The 21,113-nt window shown below is 35.4% G+C and carries 1 protein-coding gene; it reads left to right on the top strand.

Features of this window, described 5'->3' with window-relative positions; translation table 11 throughout:
- The first annotated feature begins 4 nt into the window (after positions 1-4).
- On the top strand, positions 5-20,479 hold the full coding sequence (locus ELQ16_RS08190) for a hypothetical protein (protein WP_134239066.1): 20,475 nt from the start codon (positions 5-7) through the stop codon (positions 20,477-20,479).
- Positions 20,480-21,113: the final 634 nt, after the last annotated feature.

Raw genomic sequence — 21,113 nt, 5'->3', positions numbered from 1 at the left:
AAATATGGCAAAGAAAATGAGTTTAAGAAAGCACTTGGTTTTGAGCTTTGTGGCAAGCTCTATGCTTTATAATCAAGCGATTGCTTTACCTCAAGGGGGAAATTTCGTTCAAGGTGGTGGAAGCATCACTAGTGGTGGTGGAAATATGAATATCCACGGCAATGGTAACAATGGTAACCATGTCATCAACTGGGGTGGTGGTTTTAACATTGGCAAAGATGAAAGCGTTAATTTTAGTGGACAAGGACACCACAAATTCTTAAATCTTGACTATAGCAAAAACGCATCTCAGATTTATGGTCAATTAAACGGAAATGGTCATGATATTTTCTTAGTTAATCCAAATGGAACAATTATTGGCAATGGTGCAGTGATTAATACGGGGAAATTTGGTATTTCAACTGGAGCGATGAATGAAGCACAAATCAAAGAATTTGCAACAAGTGGTAAATTCTCTCCGGTTTTTTCTCCGGCTCAAAAAGGCACTATCACTATACAAGGTGATGCGATTTTAAATGTTAGTAACCTTCAACTTGTGGGCAATAAAATCGTACTTAAAGACGGTATTAACATCAATCTTAAGGATAATAACGGTCAGTTAGGTAGTTTTGACGCACAAGCTCAATCCATCGAACTTTTAGGCGGAACTATCAGTGCAAATACTATAAATCTTAACACCACACCAAAGGATCAAGCAGTTACCGGCGAGATTAAAATTGGCAACATCCAAATCAACGATCTTACAAAAATGGATCTAAGCACTAAAATCCTTTATTTTAATAATGCAAATTTAGATTTACAAAATGCTGAATTAAATGCAAATGCTGAGCAAATTAATCTTGATGAAGCCACACTTAATGCAAAAACTATAAATTTCAATGCCACAAATAAAATCAAATCACTAGGATCAACCCTAAGTGCCACCGATATGACTTTACAAGGCACTAATGCCCTAGAATTTTCAAACTCAAATTTCAATGCCACAAATCTTGCCCTTTTACAAAGCAATTATATCAACCTTGATGACACCAGCTTCACAGCTTCAAATTTAAAACTACAAGCAAATGGCGATAAATCTCTTATCGATATCACAAATTCTAAGCTCACAGCAAATTCAAATTTAGATATAGATGGTGATCAGATTAAATTCAGCCAAGGTTCGACACTGACAAGCAAAGGCGAAGCAAACATCAAAGCAAATGATCAAATCGCCTTTGAAGATAGCGAGCTTGACATTACAAAGCTAGATATCGAAGCGACAAATCATATTTTATTCAAAAACTCAAGTATTAATAAAAACGAAGCTCAAAATAAAGGCGAATTAAGCCTTAAGAGCGAAAACGGCACGGTAAGCATTCAAGATAGCGACTTCACTCTTGACAGCTTTACTCTTAATGCTAATCAAGCAGAGTTTAAAAACAGCAATCAAACTCAAAACACTATCAAAGCCAACACTCTTGATTTTGATCTTAAAGATAAAATCATTGCACAAAATTACAATTTCAATGTCTCAAATTTAGATTGGAATGCAGGCAATTACATTCATTTAAACGGTTCAAAATTTGATCTTGGCACAAATGCAATTTTTGCTTCAAATCAAACTAAGATCGAAAATACCACTTTTAATGGAAATGATGCAACAACACTTGAATTTAAAGGATCAAACACAAATTCCATCATCGAAGTGGATGGCGGTAATACAAATATAAATGAAAATATAAACAGTGTTAAATTTAACGCAAATCGCATTAATATCAAAAATGGTAATATTAACGCCGCTTCAAATTTAGAGCTCATCAGTGATTATCTAGACATTACAGGCGGAAAATTAAAATCAAATGACACCCTAAAACTTGAAGGAAAAAATTATCTAGGCGTTACAAACTCAACCATCAACGCTAAAACCTTAACTTTATTGACTCAAAATTTAATTGAGTTAAAATCAGGTGCAAATTTAAACGCAACAAATATTGAATTTAAAAATAGCGAAAACACAACAAAAAATACCCAAGTCAATATCGAAAATGGCGCAACTATCACAGCCGATCAAGGTACACTTAAAATCTTACTTGACCGTATCAATGTTAAAGGCGGCACACTTAGTGCGAAAGATTTAAATTTAGAAGGTAAGAAAATCGCTATTACTGGCGGAGAATTAAAAGGCACGACTATCACTTTAAAAGGCGATGAGCTAATCAGCATTGATGGTGATACTGTAAAAATTGGAACTGATAGTACAACGGACTTAAATTTAGAAAGTGGAAATTTAATAGAAGTTAAAAAAGGCGCACTTACAGCCAGTAAAATTTCTATGAAGGCGGTTGATAACGATCCAAACGATGGTAAAAACCGCGGAACTATTGATTTGCTTGGTGGCACTATCACTGCTAAGACTAGCGATATAATTTTAATAGGTAGAGATATTAATTTTGGCGGTGCAAATATAAGTGCAAGCGGTAAAATCGACGCAGATGCGAGTAATTTAATCAGCGTAAGTGGTAGTGGAAGCATCACAGGTAATATTGATTTAAATGCAGAAAAAGAAATCAAAATTAATGGCAATCTAGGCGATGAAAACTCAAATATTACTCTAAATACACAAGGACAATTCAATGTCATAGGCGGAACGCTTAAAGCTAAAGATTTTGGTGTGAATGCTGGGGCTATTGATTTTAAAAACGCGAATTTAAAGGCTGGAAGCATTAAATTTGAAGCTCAAAATAAAATTTTAATTTCAGGAGATAGCACAAAAATTGAAGGCTCAAGCCTTATCTTAAATAGTGCAAATTTGATTGACATTTCAGGCGGTAGTTTAATCAGTTCTGGCACGATTAAATTCAATGATAATTTTGACAAAGACACAATCCAAGAGATTAAAATCAGTGGTGGCACGATAAACGCAACTGGCGATTTAAGTGCAAATGCCGATGGTATTCACATTAGTGGGGGTGATATTGATGGGGCAAACATTAGTTTTAAAGCAAGTAATGATATTTCTATCAGTGGCAGCACGACTATTGATGCAGCAAATATCACTCTTGAAGGACTTGGTGCAAATGGTGGCATAAAAATCGACGCAGGTACCATCACAGCTACAGCTATGCTTAAACTCTTAGCAAATAACCGCATTACCATAGAGGGTGGAATCCTAAGTGGAAAAAGCGTTGATATCGCAGCAAATGGCAATGTAGAAAATGATATCCTAAAAGGCGGCCTTGTAGAGCTTAAAGGTGGAACAATTAAAGCAACTGGCAATGGTAAAGATGATATTTTCAGCATCAAAGGTAATGACATTGCCCTAAGTAATAGTACCCTAGATGCGGCAAAAGATTTAAATCTTGAAGCCAAAAATTTACTTAATATCACAGGCGGTACGCTAAAAGTAGAAAATGGAAAGCTTATTTTAAACGGCGATAAAGAGGTTAAAATCAGCGGTGCAACTTTTACCACTTCAAAAGATAATACCACTTTAGAAGTAAAAAGCAGTGGCAAAGTTACTTATAATCAAACAAATGGCACGCTAAAAATAAATGATTTTACTATCACAAGTGGCGAAATTGATATCCAAGGTGGAACTATCGATGCAAAAGGTAATGTGAAATTCACTGCAAAAACCAATATCACTTTTAAAAACGCAACTCTAACCACACAAGGCGGTATCACATTTAAGGCTGATAAAGGCATTATTGTAGGACAAAAAGATTCTTCTAGAACAACACTTACGGCTAATGGTATCAGTTTTGAATCCAAAAACATACAAATTCAAACAGCAACTCTTAATGCCGGCACTGGCGATTTAAAACTCAAGGCAACAGAGCTTAAAGAGGGTGAAAAATACAAAGAAGGCGGTATCATCGAAATTTCAGATGCTAGTGAGCTAAGCGGTAACAACATTGACATACAAGGTTATAATGTAAAAATACAAGGCACAAATACCAAACTAACAGCAACGCAATTAAGCCTTAGTGCAAATAATATTCTTGAACTCAAAGACAGTAAAAACATTAGTGCTAAAAATGCCACTTTAAAAGCCATTGCTAAACTTTATATCGAAGGCGCAACCCTTAGTATGCAAGGAAATTTAAGCCTACTTAGTGCAAATTTGATTGATTTAAATAATGCGAATTTAAGTGCAACTGGCAATGTATCTTTTGCAAAGATTGATCCAGATTCAGGTTTGATTAATGGCAAAGAAGAAAATCAAAAACTTGGCGTCGTGGCAACCATAAGAGGCAATACTAATATCACTACAAACGGCGATAATGGCAATATCAGTTTTGCAGTCGATAAAGTCGATATTCAAAACGGAACACTCACAGCAAGCGGAGCATTTATATCAAATGGCGTGCAGTTTTATATGAGCGGTGGTGAAATTCTTGCTAGCGGTGCAGTGGATATAAGTGCGAATAATCATATTAATTTAACAGGCGGTTCCATCACAGGTAAAACATTAGACTTTTTGGGTAGTAATGTTATTGATATTAGCAATATGAAATTAACAGCTACAGGTGGTGGCATTAATATCACGGGTTTAAATAAAGTTAATATTAGTGGAGATAATAATTATTTTACAACTAAAAAAGGTGGAGATGAAGGGGCGAATACAGATATTGATATCATAGCGCCAGATTTAAAAATTGATGATCCACACACCGACATAGATGGCGATGGACAATTGAATATTGGCGGAAGCGAAAGTCTTGTTTATAATAAGCTTGATGGATCTAATCATATAGGAAATAAAGATATTAATCTAATCGGAACAAATTATTTGGGTATTTTTAACTCAACGATTCAAGGTTTAAATGTTAATTTCATCTCGAATAATTTCATTGAAATGCAAAACTCAACCATCACAGGTAATGGAAATATCAGTTTTAGCGCCACAAATGATCAGCATGATACAAAAATCAGCATAGTAAATTCAACTATCAACGCAACTGGCGATATAAGCTTTGCAGCAACTTACTTAATCATCAAAGGTAAGCAAACAGGCTTAGAAGGTAGTCCAGATGAAGCAAATGGCAAAGATACAACCATCACAGCAGGTGGAAATATCACAACAGATGGCATAAAAGAAATTTTCATCGAAAATGCAAATTTAAGCGCCGGTGGCAAAATAGGGCTTGATGGCTCTATGCTTTTAAGAATCACTGATTCTATCTTAAATGCAAATTCTTTGGTTTTAAGTTCAGCAAATTGGATCGATATTGCAGGTGGAAAATTCACAGCTAAAACCGGTGACATTTTACTTGGCAATGGAGAGAGTGGCAATGCAAAAGTTATCGATATCACAAATGGTGCAGAGCTTGATGCAAAAACCAATATTACTTTTAACGCCGAGCAAATCAATATCTCAAAAGATGAAGTAAATACAGACGAAGGTGCTAAGGCAGAAAGTAAAGATCCTGTTATTAAAGCTGGGGGTGACATTAACCTTAACGCGACTAATCTTATCCGTATAAGTGGCGGAAAATTTAATGCCAACAATATAATTCTAAAAGGCATTAAAGGTGTAGAAATCAAAGGTGACACTACAAGTATCACAGCAAGCGGAGCTTTGAAATTCTTAAGTGATAATTTGATCAATATCGAAGGTGGCGCTATCGATGCAGGTAGTGTGCAATTTGGCGCGACAAATGGTGACATAAGTAAATTAGCTATCAACTTAATCGGTGGTTCTATCACAAGTGATGGAGTAATCGATCTTGACGCAAATACAGTTAATATCACAAATGCAAATTTAAGTGGTGCAAGTATTGATTTTGCAGTGGCAGCTATGCTTTTAAATGGTAGCGCGACTTTAACTGCTACAGGCGAGCTAAAAATCAACGCAAGCGATAATATCCAAATCAAAGCAGGCTCACTAATCGGTGGAAATTTAAATTTATTATCTGGCAATCTTATCGATATCAGCGGTGGCACACTGACTTCAAATACTGGTGCTATCGTTTTAAATGCGACAAATAATCTAAATATTAAAAATGCGACTTTAAGTTCTCATGATAATATCGATCTTGACTCAAAAGTCATCAGCATAGACAACGCTAAAATCAAAGGCACAAGCCTAGATGCCACAGCGGATAATTTAACTCTTGCAAACCTTACAAACGGCGATGCGAATGCGAATTTTAATATCAGCGGCGCAGTTTCACTCACAGGTAAAAAATACCTTGGCATCACAGGCAGCACGCTAAGCTTTACAAGCCTAACTCTTGCTTCAAATAATTTAATCGAAATTGCAAGCTCAAATTTAAAAACAACAGGCGGAGCCTTTAAAATCACAGCTACGGATGCAAATCCAAGTGATGAATTTGGTGCAAGCATTAAAATCACAGATTCTATTCTTAGCTCAAGTGACACACTAAATTTAAAAGCTGATGCGATCAATTTAAGCGGTGCAACAACCGAGCTTAACGCGCAAAATGCTATAGATTTAACAGCACAACAAATCATCGCAGAAAATATCAAGCAAATCAAATCCACAGCTGGCGATATAAACCTAAACGCTAGCAATCACCTAAAAATCACAGGCAACACAGTTAGAACTCTCATCGAGGGCTTAAATATCAATATCATGGCCAATAACTTGGTTGAAATCACAAAGGTAGATTTAACAGCTAGTGCTGGAAATATCAACATCACAGGCGAAGATAAAAATTCACAAGATCAATTCGGCACAAAAATCGTTTTAAATGACGCGAAATTAGACGCAAATTCAAATAATGCAAACGATGGCAAAACAGGCAATATCAACATACAAGGCTTTGATCAAATCAATGTCGAAAATAAATCCGTATTAGACGCAGCTTACAATGTCTTATTAAACGCAAGCAAAAAAATCGTAATAAGCGGTGGCTCACAGCTTAAAGCCCTAAAAGACTTAACTTTAAGTGCAAAAGAAGCTGGCATTAGCATAAAAGATGCAGAAACTTTACTTGACGCTGAAAATGTAAATTTAAAAGGCGGCGCTATTGTTTTAGAAAATGGCAAAATTTATGCGGATAATAGCATTAATTTTGGCAAAGCAGATGGCGCAAGTAATGTTTATGTAAAAATAGACAATGGCGAGCTAAAAACTGGCGCGGCTAATGATGGCAGTGCAGGAAGCATTAAATTTGGCGATGGTGCAAATCAAATTGATAAAATCGAAATCAACGGTGGTACTATCAGCACAGCCGATCTTGATGCATATGCAAGACAAATTGCTATTGCAAATGGCGCAGAAATCAGCGCAAATTTACTTGATCTTAGCGCGAGCGAGCTTTTGAAAATCAGCGGTGGAACCATCACTACTGGCACAGCAAATCTAATCGGCTCAAATATCATCGAAATCAGCGGCGGCACTATCAATGTGGGCAATACCTTAACAATGAAAAATGCAAACGGTGCGGATAATGTTTATATTAACATAAGCGGTGGAACTATCAACGCAGAGAATGCCAACCTAGACTTAGATGCTAAATTTATCGACTTTGCAAACGCAACCTTAAAAGCTAAAAACCTTGATGCTAACGCTTATGTATTAAATGTAAAAAGTGGCACTTTCACTATCAGCGAAGCGCTTAAATTTACGGGAAGTAATTATATCGATATCACAGGTGGAATTTTTAGTGCTAAAAATATCGATTTCATCTCAAATAATGTTATTTCCATAGCTAATGCAAGTTTAACTACTAATGAAGGTAATATCAACATTAGTGCCACTAAGGGCGAAGGACAACAAACAAGCACAAAAGTAGATATTAAAGACAGCACATTAACAGCCTCAGGTTCTGGCGAAAACGGTAAAATAAATATAGGCGCAGATACTATTAATATTAGTGGTGATAAAACTAAACTTGATGGAGCAAATAGTGTTTCTATTGATGCGAATTTCAATCTTGCCTTAAGCAATTTAACCAAAGATGCTCTAAAAGGCAATATCACTCTAAAAGCAGCTGATAGTCTTAAAATTACTGATAGTGTATTAGAGCTTACTTCTTTGACGCTTTTAAGTAACAATTACATCAGTATAAGTGGCTCAAATCTTAAAGCCACAAATGGCGATATTACAATAAAAGGTATTGCCAGTGATGATAGTTTGAAAGCTCTTGATATCTCAAATTCTATCATTAACGCGTCTAAGGCTTTAAATTTCAAAGCAAATAAAATTTATGCAAGCGGTGATAAAACCGAATTTACAAGTGGTGCAACTTTAAGTTTCATCGCAACTTCTTTAATCCTTGATGGCATTAAGTCCATAACAAGTGGTGGTGATGTTAAACTTAGTGGAAGCAATGTGGTGCAAATCAAAGGTGGTAGTACTAAAATGGATTTGAATTTCAATGGAAATTTAGCCGATATTAACTCAAATAATGTGATTGAAATTTCAAATGCTGATATTGATATGACAAAAGGCACTTTGAGAATCACCGCAACAGATACCAATAACGGTGATAATCTTGGAACTAAAATTTCTATAGAAAATTCTGATATTGATATCAAAAAAGTAAATAACGGTGCTTATGGTCACATAGAAATCGGTGCTGATCAAATCAATGTTAAAAACTCAACCCTTAATGCAGATAACAAAGTCCAACTCGTAGCCAACACAAAACTTGTTTTAGACACTATCACAGCAAATGCCGGCTTAAATATGATTTTTAAAGGTTTAAGCGGTGGCATAAGTGTGAATAATTCTACCCTTTCAAGCACTGGAGATATGGAGTTTGCAAGCAATGGCTATACCGAGCTTAAAGGTGGCACAAAATTAAAATCAGATGCAATGATTAAATTCTATGACACAACAGGACAAACTAGTGCTTTAGTCCTTGATGGCGTAACTATATCAGGCAAAAGTGAAGGTAAAAAACCAAGCATAGAATTTGCAAATGATAGCACCAAAATTACAGGTGGAAGCATTGATGCAAAACAAATTGACACTAAATTTACTGCAAGATTTGAACTCTTAAATTCAGCTGCCATCACAGCTGAAATTTTAAATCTTAACGCGAGCAATTACCTAAATATCGCAAATGGCACCACTTTAAGTGCTAGCGGTGCAATAACACTCACAGCGGCAAATATGGCAGTTTTAGCTGGACAAATCACTGGCGCAAACATTAGCGTAAATGGCGGAACAACCGGGACTATTGATATCAGCGGTAAATTAGAAAGCACAAGCGGTGATTTAAATATAGCTGGTGCAGATATATTCATCAAAAATAGTGCGGTTTTAAAAGCAAAAACAAATTTAACACTTGATGCCGAAAATCAAATTCTAATCGGCGAAGAAGCAACCAAAGCAGAAAATCAACCAAGCCTAAGCGCCGAAGGCTCAATGACAATCGATGGCAAAGGTCAGGTTGTAATGTACTCAGGTGCACTAAATGCTAGCTCTCTAGCTTTCATCAGCCAAAATTTAATCGATTTAAATGCTGGCACTATCACAGCAACTAATGGCGATATTACTTTCACAGCAAGTGGAACTTCAAAAGACGATCCAAATACAAAAACAGGGACAATTAATCTTGATGGTACAACGATAAGTGCAAATGGTGAAAATTCAAAAGTAAAATTTGAAGGCGAGCAACTTAATATCAACGCAGGAAGCGTAAGCGCAAAAAGCATAAGTGCTGATATGGAAAATAAAATCATCGCAAAGGGTGGTAAATTTAATGCTGGTACTATCAGCCTTGATGGTAAAAATGCACTTGAATTAAATGGTGGTGAGAATGGCTTTAAATTTGAAAATGCAAAAGATCTTGATTTAATCAGTGTAGGCAAATTAAGCCTTGCTAATATGAGCTTAAATGCTAATACAATTGATCTTAAATCAAATCAAATTGATATTAATGGTGGTAGCATCACAGCAAACGGCGCGCTAAATATCGATGCAACAGCTGGCAGTGGCAATACAGGCGGTAAAATCACAGTTAATGGCGGCACAACCTTTAGTGGTAGCACTGTGAATTTCAGTGCAAGAAATGATATCAACATAAGCGGCAACAGCACCATTACAAGCAAATCAAGCGTGCAAATGCTAGCAGGAAATTGGATCAGTCTTGATGGAGTGACTATCAGCGGAACAAGCTTTAAAATCGCTGGTTTAGAAGGTAATGATTTAAATTTAGCAGAGCTTAAAAATACAAAAATCAACAGCGAAAACATGCAAAGCATAGATTTAGCCGCTCAAAGTATTAATTTACAAGGCTCAGACCTTAAAGCAAGTGGCGCTATCAAAGCCACAGCCACAGGCGGAACACTTATCATTAAAGATACCAAGCTAGAAAGCACCGCAAGCAATATCGCGCTAAGTGGGGATAAGCATTTACAGGTAGATGGCACAAGTGTGATTAAAGGCATTTCTCTAAGCTTTGCAAGTAAAAATTGGATAGAGCTTAAAGGCGGCGATATCACAGCAACAGCAGGTAATATCACCCTAACAGCAAGCGGTGAAGAAAATGGTCAAAAAACTGGAACTATAGATTTTAGCGGTGCAAATGTCACTGCAAATGGCAAAGCTGGTAGCACTAAAGAGCAAGATACAGGAAGCATTTATGCAAATGGCGAGCAAATCAATATCACAGGCGGAACTATCACAGCAAATGTAGATTTCCTAGTTGATGCTGAAAATATCGCAAAAATGACAGGTGGAATTGTAAATGTGACAAGACAACTCACACTCGATGGTAAAAATAGAGTCGAAGTTACAGGCGGAGAGCTTGGCACAGATATTAATGATCTTGTTTTCCTAACCGAAAGACACATTAAACTTGGCATTGATATTACAACTGATAATCTAACTTTGGAAGGCGAGCAAATCACGCTTACTGAAAATACCATTAACGCAGATAATTTATATCTAAAAGCCTTAAAGCAATCAGGTGAAGCAAATAAAGGTGGTATAGTCGAGCTTTCAAATGCGACACTCAATATCTCTACTTTATTAGATATACAAGCAAGAAATGACATTAAATTTAGTAACTCAAATATAATTGCACAGAATGCAGCTGTAAAACTTTTAGCACAAAATAATAATATCTCTATAACAGGTGGTAGCATTAAGTCAAAAAGCCTTGTAATGCAAGCTAAAAATTTAATTGATCTAAGCAACACTAGTGTAAATGTAAGCGGAAATGACGCACTTTATATCGGTGGCATTAAAGGTGAAGATAATAAAGATACATCAGCACAGCAAGTTAATATCACAAATTCAGATATTTATGCAAATAATGGCATCACCATCAACGCAAGCAATAAGATTAAAATTACTGGTGAAAATACTAAAGAAGATTATTTAAAAGGAAACTCTGGTAAAATCACTCTTAATGGTGGTGAGCAAATTAGTATTTCAGGCGTTACGGTAGGTGGAACTGGAATTGACTTTAAAGCACAAGGCAGTATAGGTAGAATTGATCTTAATAATGTAGAGCTTTGGGCGAAAAATCAAACTGTTAGCCTACAAGCAAATGAAGGTATCAATATAAACGGCGGTTTCATTAAAGAAAATAGGGGTATTGATTTTGATGCAAAAGATATCGAGCTTGTAAGTACAAATATAGAAAGCACGGGTAAAATTGATCTAAACGCACAAAATCAACTCATCATTGACGGCACAACTTTAAATGCTGGAACAGCTGATATTGCTTTAAATGGAAATAATCAAATTCTAGTAAAAGGTACTTCAAATATTTTAGGACACGCTTTAACTTTCTTAAGCAAGAATTTGATTGATTTGCAAAGCGGAAATATCACAGCTAATAATGGCGATATCACTTTCACAGCAAGCAACGGCGAGACTGGCGAAGCTGCAAGAGGAACTATTAAATTTGGTGGTGCGGTTATCAAAGCAACAGGCACAGGCGAAGGCAAAGGTGATATCAAAGCTAACGCAGAGCAAGTAAACATCACAGGCGGAAGTGTAACAGCAGAGAATTTCCATGCAAAAGGAAACAATCAAGTAATGATGAATGGCGGAAGCCTTGATATCAGTGGGCAACTTATACTTGAAGGTACTGAAAAAGTCAGCGTTACAGGTGATGCAAAACTTGGAACAGAAATTAACGACCTTGTTTTCTTGTCTAAAAAATACATTGAATTAGGTATTGATATTAGCGTTGCAAATCTTACTTTAAGAGCACAACAAATCAGATTAAATGGTGGAACTTTTAATATCACAAACAATTTCTTCCTTGATGCAGGTGATAAGTATGATTGGACTGATGCGCCGAGTGAGGATCTAAAAGGTACGCAAACTATTGATGGTAATCAAGGTGTAGTTAAAATCACAAATGGAGCCGTTATTAACGCGGGCAATTTTAAGGTTTGGGGTAAAAACTGGGTTTATGTAGATGGTGGATCAACTATCAATGCAAATAGCGTGATGTTTGATAGTGATAATTTAATTGAACTTACAAATGCAAAAATTAATGCTACAAATATAGACTTTGATGCTGGAAAAGCTATAGTTGTGGGCGGTGGTTCTGTAATAAAAGGCAAGGGCGAAAATGAAAAGTCTAATATAGACTTTAAAGCTCAAAGTATTTTACTTGGCTATACTTTAGATAAAGAAAAAGGCGAAAGTGAAAATGAATGGACTAAATTTACAGCAAAACAAGATGGCGAAGGTGTAATCACTAAGATCGATGCTATAGATTTTTATTTAAATAATATTAATAAAACTTATGACGGTTTAGTTCAATTTGGTGGAAATTTACAAATCAATGTAAATAGACTTTTTGTGAATCATAAAAGCTCAAATGGTTCAAACACAATACAAAATGCAGGATATGTTAAAGATATTTTAATCGAAGGTAATGCAAATATTACCGCATCAGTGCAAATAGCACTCCAAGCAAGTAATCTCATCAAAATGACAGGTGGAACTTTAGACGCAACAACCATCAATTTTATGCAAAATAGCGATAAAAATGTAAAACCAGATGTAGAAATCAGCGGTGGTACTATAAAGGCAAGTGAACTATTTAAAGTTAATTCAGATGATATTATAATCAGCGGTGGTACTATAAATACTAAAAATCTAGACTTTGATGCGGCTAATGTGATTGAAATGAGTGGTGGTAAAATCACTGCAAGCGGCACAGCTGCTTTTGATGCGGCAAATCAAATCACCCTAAGTGGTGGAACTATCACAGGTAAAACTTTTACTTTCAATGCTACAAGCGAAAAAGGCAAAGTGGTATTTAAAGGCAATGCAAATATTAATGTAGAAACTCTTAGTGTAAATGCAAAACAAATCGAAGTTAAAGATACTGCAAGTTTAAGTGCAAACATGTTAGAGCTTTTAGCACAAAATCTTATTGATATCACAGGCGGTACTATAGGTGCTGATAGTGACAATGTAAAACTAAAAGCTCAAAAAATCGCAATGAGTGGTGGTACAATTGATGGTGCAAAAGTAGATTTAATTGCAACTAAACTCTTTACAATGTCAGCGGGTAATATTTACTCAAATATTATTAACATTAAAGACAATGATGGCGCTCAAACCAACGCAAGTACAACAGGTACAGTGGTAGAAATCAGTGGTGGAAATCTTGGTAAATATGACAAAACCGCTACGCTTAATATCGATGCGGATAAAATCAGTGTATCAGGTGATGCTAAAACTCGAATTTACTCAAAAAATGGCACGACTTTTGATGCGAAACAAATAGCCATCAGTGGTGGTGTCATCAGTGGTGATAATATCATTCTAAAAGGAAGCGAAAAAGTTGGCATAAGTGGCAATGCTATATTCCGTGCAGACAACCCAGTTAATGGCACTTTAAAACTTCTCTCTGATAATCTAATCGAAATTTCAGGTGGTGAATTTGAAATAAAAACTGAAATTAATGGTATCACAGGCACAGGCACAACAGCGGATAACAAATCAAGCCTTACTGAGCTCATCATTACAGGTGGAGCATTTAAAGATCAGATTCACGCTTATGCGAAAAATATCAACTTCGCAGGTGGCACAGTGAGCTTTGAAAATACAAGTGCAAGCTTTAATGCGAGCAATTATCTAAAATTCCTTGATGCGACTATAAACACTACAGGTACTACAGCCCTTGCATTTAACGCAACAAACAGTATTTTAGCAAGTGGTGCAAGCTTTAACGCAGAAGCTGGCAAAGGCACTATCACTTTCCAAACCACAGGTGAAAATGGATATATAGGCTTTGTAAAAAGTGAGACAAAAGGTTCAAGTATTAACGGTTTTGAAAATGTAAGTCTAAATTCAAGCAAAGGCTTAGAGCTTAAAGAAACAACTATCAACACTAAAAACTTGAAACTTACTTCAAAAGATGATATGAGTATTGCTTCAAGCACACTTACAACAGATAGTAGTCTTAAAATCGATGCAGGTCAAGACTTAGCAGTAAAAGATTCAGCTATCAACATAAACGGTGGAATCGGTGAGAATGACAACAGTATCAAAGCAGGTGCTAGCATTTTATTTGATAACTCAAAACTCGCTTTAAACAACGGCTCAAAAGCAAGCATTGTAGCTAAAACCACCTTTAAAGCCTTAAATTCACAGCTTAGCGTTTTGGGCACTTCGACTTTAAATGCAAATGCTAAAGATATTATTATCGAAGGTGCAAAAGATGGTCTTTCAGCCCTTTTAGGTGGTGGATCAACTTTAAATCTTGTAGCAAATAATGTAATGGATCTTAAAAATGCTACTTTTAAACATCAAAATTCAACAGGTGCAGGAAATAATCAATTCAACTTCAAAGCTAATAAAATCAATGCAAACACAGTAAGCTTTGCAAAAAATGGTGATGGTGCTTCGGTTGCTGATGTAAGATTTACTGGCGTGAGTGAGGAAGGAAAGAATGCAAATGATGTGATTAATCTTGAAAATATTAATGTTGATGCAAATAGCAACTTTACCGCTAACGCACAAAATATTGATTTAAAAGGTAATAACAGCTTTGCGAAAGCAGCAAGTTTAACAGCACAAAATCTTCTAAGCATTGCAGGCACACTCACAGCAAAAGATTTAAGCCTAAATTCCTATAAAGAACTCACAGCAAATGCAGCGACTTTCAAACTAAGTGGAACAAATAATTTTAAAGCTAATTTCCAACGCTATACTAATTCAAGCTTTACAAGCCAAGATGCAAATTCAAAAGCAAATATTAACTTCGCAAATTTAACTGGCGGAAATACAGAAAGCAAAATCGAGTTTTTAACAGGCACGAATTTTAAAGATTTAAATGCTATTAATGTAGATGCAAAAGGTATTTTAATAAAAACTGGTACCAGTGAAAATCAAGGCTTTATAAGTGGTATTGGCACCATTGATATAGATGCTTCAAATGAGCTTAAAATTGAAGGCTCAAATATCAATGCAAATACGATAAATTTTGATGCGAAGTATCTTCTTATCAATGCTAGTTCTAAACTTGTAGGCAATACAGTTAAACTAAATTCTGACGGCTATGCAAGTGCTTATCTAAAAATTGATAATGCTACCATTACAGCTAGTGATAGTTTAACACTTGGCACAGATAATAAAGCAGGTTCGGTTATTGATATCTTGAATAATTCAAGTATTACTTCAAATAAATCTGCAAATATTTATGCTGATGCAATTAATCTTAAAAATTCACAGCTTGTACTAAGTGGAAGTTCATATATTAAAGCTCTAAGCAAATTCTTAGCAAGCAATGACACCGCTAAAACCTCTATTAAACTAAGTGGTGACTTAACCATTGATGGCGGTAGAGAGATAGAATTTAACAAAGCGAATATTGAAAAATCAGGCGATACGGCTAATATGTGGCTAAGAACCACAAATGCAGCAGGTAGTGGAAATAACGGCAAGATTAAGATTGTAGGTTCAAGTTTTGGATCTGATAGTAATGCACTTGATAAGCTCCATATCTATAACGCATCTGGTGACAATGCTGGCGCAAATGATTTGGTCATTGATGGTTCAACCATTAATGCTAAAGATATGATTTTTAAACTTGCTAACCGCATTGATATTAAGGGCGATTCTAATATCGCTGGCGGTAAGTTAGTTGTTGCCAATGCAAGAGATATGATAGTAGATAATTCAAATCTTAATATTACCAATATTGATTTAGCTTTAAGTAATTTGATTGAATTTAAAAATACTACAGAAATCATTGCAAATTATCTCAAAGTAAGTGGTAAACAAGCAACATTTGATAATGCAAATCTTAAAGTAAGTGGTGCAACTAAAGATACTGATGTGGGTGGAATTTTCACAGAGCAAATCCTTTTCAAAAACTCTATTTTCACTCTAAACAGTGGCAGATTTGCTTTTGGTAATGCTTCAACTAAATATGTAAAATTTGAAAACAATAAAGATAGTGGCAAAGGTCTTTGGGTAAATGGCACTAATGGTGGCACTTTAACTTTTGAAGGTCAAAAAATTGATTTTATAAATTCGCAGCTTACTACAAATAATAACACTCAAAATATCAACTTTAATTCAACTGGTGATATAAACTTTAATAACGCAAACTTTTACGCTAACGGTGGCACAACAAATTTCTATATCGGAAGTAGAAATAACGCTACGCTAAATATCAACTTCGTAAACACTGTTTTTGAAGAAAAAAATGGTGCGACAACTCTTCTTGATATTATGGCTAAAACAAAAGATAACAAAGGCGGTAAAGTCAATCTTGCAGGACTTAAAATGACAAATGAGTTAGATAATTTTAAAGTTAATGCGAATTGGATTGATATTGCAAATGGTGCAGATATTAAAGCAGGAACTGTAGATCTATCTACCCCAGGTAAAATTGTAATGACAGGCGGAACCATTACAGCAAATACCTTTAAAACTTCTTCGGGTGCAGGAACTGGTATGGTATTTTTACGCGGTGGAAATTTAAATGCAAATACTATTACTTTAGGTGGTAAAGAAGTTCAAATTTTAGCCGAAGATAAGCAAGGCAAAGGCACAACCATACATGCAAAAGATGGTAAAAATAATGTAAGTAAAGTTACTATTGATACAACGGGCTATGTTAATGCTAGCACTGTATTTGCTAATGAAATTTACAATAAATCCGGTTGGACTTCTATGAATATCTCAGAATTAATGAGTGGTGCATGGAGTGGTAAACAGGGTCCGAAAATGACAGGTGGAGCTAAATCTTATCTTAACATTGCAACCAATTCTAACGCTTCAAGTAATGCTAGTGAATGGTATCAATTTGTAAAATGGTTTAATGATGGAACAAGCGGAATTAACTCTTATGATCAATATAACTTGCTTAATGATATTGATTTTGGTGGAGCTAATTTAACTAGCAGTAATTCTTTTGGTATCATTAATAAATTTGAAAATCAAACCTTTAACGGTCAAGGACATACGCTTAATAATTTCCGTATAGGTGATACAAATAATAGATATCAATATGGTACTTATGTTGGACTTATTAGAGAAGCTAAAAATTCTACTTTTGAAAATGTTCAAATTACTAATGCTCAAATGTATTTGAGTGGTTCAACTATCACTCATGCGGGGCTTTTGGTAGGTAAAGCAGATTCTAATTCAATGTTTAGAAATATTAAGTTGGACAATTCCATAGTAGATGCTACTCTTAATAATAACAGCAGTGCTTATATAGGAAGCATTGTAGGAGCTGCTTTAGGCGGATCAAATTTCGAATATATTGATGCTAATAATATAACCGTAAAAGGTAAAAATAATAAATATACTTATGTAGGCGGGATTGTAGGGCAAACTTATGGCAATGCTAATATAAATCATATATATATTTCTAATTTTAAAGTTTCTGCAGAATCTACAGATCAGAATAGTCGTGCTTTTGCTGCAGGATTTATTGGACTTATTGGAAGTTTTGATGATGAGAGCCAATTTTTCACAGGAACAATTTCAGATATTGTGATTGATTCTGGCAATGATAGTTATGTTAGTGCAAAGAGTCCATGGTATGGCTCAACTGGAGGAAATCCAAATTATGCTTCTATGTTTGCAAATTTCCCTTCCACATATTCTAGATGGAAAGATTATAGCATTAATTTTAATAATGTATTCATTAACATAAGAGGCAATGATATGCTTTCAGTCTCAGGTGGAAAAGATAGCAGTGTGTCATTTTTTATTGCAGGAGATATTAGAGGTATGGGAGGAAATTGGGATTATAATAATCCTAGAATTAAACTAAACAATACTCACATATATGTTAATTATGGCGGTCAAATGAATAATAACAATGGTGTGGATAATTTGTTGTTAGACTATAATGGACTTGCAAGTAAATTTGAAGGTAGTGTATATAGAAATACTAACAAAGATCAGTTTTTAAATAAGGTAAAATCTCAGTATCCATCATGGAATAATGGTTTTTACAATCCAGATATCAAAGGTCCTGATACTCCAAGTGATATGGTGGTTATTGGTGATGAAAACAGTGGTATCAACTGGAATGATAGCTACACAGCTGGTAATGCAAAAGACGATGTAAATGACGCACCAATTGGTAATGAACTAGACGATACTACCTATAATGAAGCGGATAAAATCACAAATGATAATACTGCTGGTAATACAGGCGATATTATTATCACTGATGGTGGCAAATACACTGGAGCAAATCCTATAGATGATATCAACCACGACTATAATGCTGGCAATATTGAAGATAGCACAAGTACAGGAAATTCTGGCTTAGGAAGTATTAATGTTGGACCAATTAATGATCTTGATAATAGTGTAAAAGATACCGTAATCGATAGTATCACAGATAATAATACCGAGGTAGGCGATAATAATGGTGAAACAATTGGTGATCTAAATGATGAAATCAAAGATACCATCAAGGGTGATACAAGCACTACTCCAAAAGATGATATAGGCAATGTAGCAGATGCTGGAGATACAACCATTGATAAAATCACTGATGATAATGTGGATAAGATTAAAGGCGATGGTGACTTTAGCACAAGCACAGGCGATGATGTAACTACTGGTGATATAGATACAAGCAGACCTGAGTATAAACCAGAAGGTGGTGGCGACACAAGTACAGGTAAAGATGAAAGTGGCAAACCAAGCTGGGATGATAATAACAATATACAAATTCCAGATATAGGAACTGGTGGTGATGTAAACACAGGTGGAACAGATCCTATCATAAATAATCCTGATCATGGAGACAATGGCGGTGGAAATATCAATGTAGATGTGCCTGAGTATAAGCCTATAGATGATGGCGAAAATACCAAAGTTGATCCTATCATCCCTGAAGATAAACTACCTATTGATCCTATTACACCTCCAGGTGGAAGCGATCCTATCTGGGATATAGGAAATAAACCAATCACCGGTGGCGATAAAGGCGATATGAGTGGAAGTACTGGTGCAGGAAGCAATGAAAGTAATGATATTGAAGGTAGTTTTGCAGATGGCGGTAATGTAGGCGGTGCTGAAAATACCAATAAAGACTATAACGAGATCAATAATGGAAACAACGATAGCGATATCGCAATCAGTGGTGATGATACAGTAAATAGCGGTGGCGAATGGACTGATAAAGGCGAGATAGAAGATAGTGAGTATACCTTCAAAGCAAATAGTGTCGATGAAAAAGGCGATGTGATCTTAGGTGAAGGCGACTTTGACTCTTGGGTTTTAAATGGAATTTTAGATGAAGTGAAAAATAAATTTTTAGAACTTGGCATTGAAGATCTTGACACTGCCTTAAAACTCATCGACTCAGGCTCGTATGCAGAGCTTGGAAAGCTTTTGGGGCTAAATGAAGTGCAAACAAATGAATTTGCACAAGGTATAGACTTCTTGAAGGCTTTCTATGGCGAAAATGGTGCTGGAAGCTTGCTTGCTGGCTTCGCAGATGAGAATTTGAAAAAATTCGATGGCGATGTGAAAAATCTTAAAGATGTCGCACAAAACATCAAAAATGATAGCTTCGGCAATAAGGGAGATGATGGTAAGTATAGTGGCGGAATTTTGGGTGATTTTAATGAGTTTTTGAAAAATTTAGAACAATTTAAAAATCTTTCAAATCAGCTTAACGCGCTTATCAAAGATTTACAAAGTGGCAAATATGGCGAGGCTGGAAGTGCTGGATACGAAAATGCGTATAAGAAATATGAGAGCTTAAGAACACAAACTCTTAGTCTTAAAGCACAATTAGAAAGTACATCAAAAGGCATTAGTGATGCAATAGCTAAGGTTTTTGTAGACTCAAATAGTCATTTTAAAATCATCGATAAAAACAATGTGTTAGATACAAGTGGTTTAGATGTGCCAAGCTATGAAAAAGAGCAAGGTAGAGAAGAGCCTGACTCTCCAAATTCTAGACTTTTTGCTGAAGATAAAACAGATGAAAATCAAGAAGTTATTGATACTAATGGTGGTAATATCGATGAAACTGCAGGCAAACAAAAAGCAAGACTTTGCATCGTTAGCGATAATGCTAAAGCGATGAATCCTTGCTTGGCGATGGGAGATTGATCCTCCCCATCCTTTTTTTGTTTCGTTGCGCCCGTCATGCCAAGCGTAGCGAAACATCTCTATTTAAACTATCTATTTTAGAATTCTATCTCGCCCTTTTTTCAAAAAATACCTTAAATTATCTAAACGAATGCGAAAAAACCTCCCCCTCCCAAAAAAATACTTAAACTGTCTAAATGAGTGAAAAATCCCTCCCAAAACACACTTTTTTTCTCAAAAAAACATCTAAACCGTCGTTCTAAAGCCTTAGTGTGGTGCGTCATTTTGAGTTTTTAGGTGAAGAATCTTTATTTAAAAAATAACTGTAATACACAAAGATCCTTCATTTTGCTTCACTCTACTTGGGATAGTAAAACCCTGCCGTTGCAAGTCTTAGAACTGCTCACACAATAAATTTTAAGAAAATTTTGATAGAATTGCTTTGTTTAAGTGGTTAATTTCTTTTGGTGGGAAAGGTGCTACTAATGATAGAAAAGATTTTAAATGTAATTTTGAAGTTGTTAGAAATAGCAAACGAGTTGATTAAATTCATTAACCAACTCTAAAAAACCCTAAAGAATTATAAGAAAGCCTTGCTTAACCTATACTTAAACAAAATCCACGCCAAGAGAGCAAGGCTCTTGGCTTTGCTAAA

It is taken from the genome of Campylobacter sp. US33a, from assembly GCF_004378855.1.
GTDB lineage: Bacteria > Campylobacterota > Campylobacteria > Campylobacterales > Campylobacteraceae > Campylobacter_D.
Note: the sequence above shows the minus strand (reverse complement) of the source record. Positions and strands in the feature narration are given on the sequence as shown.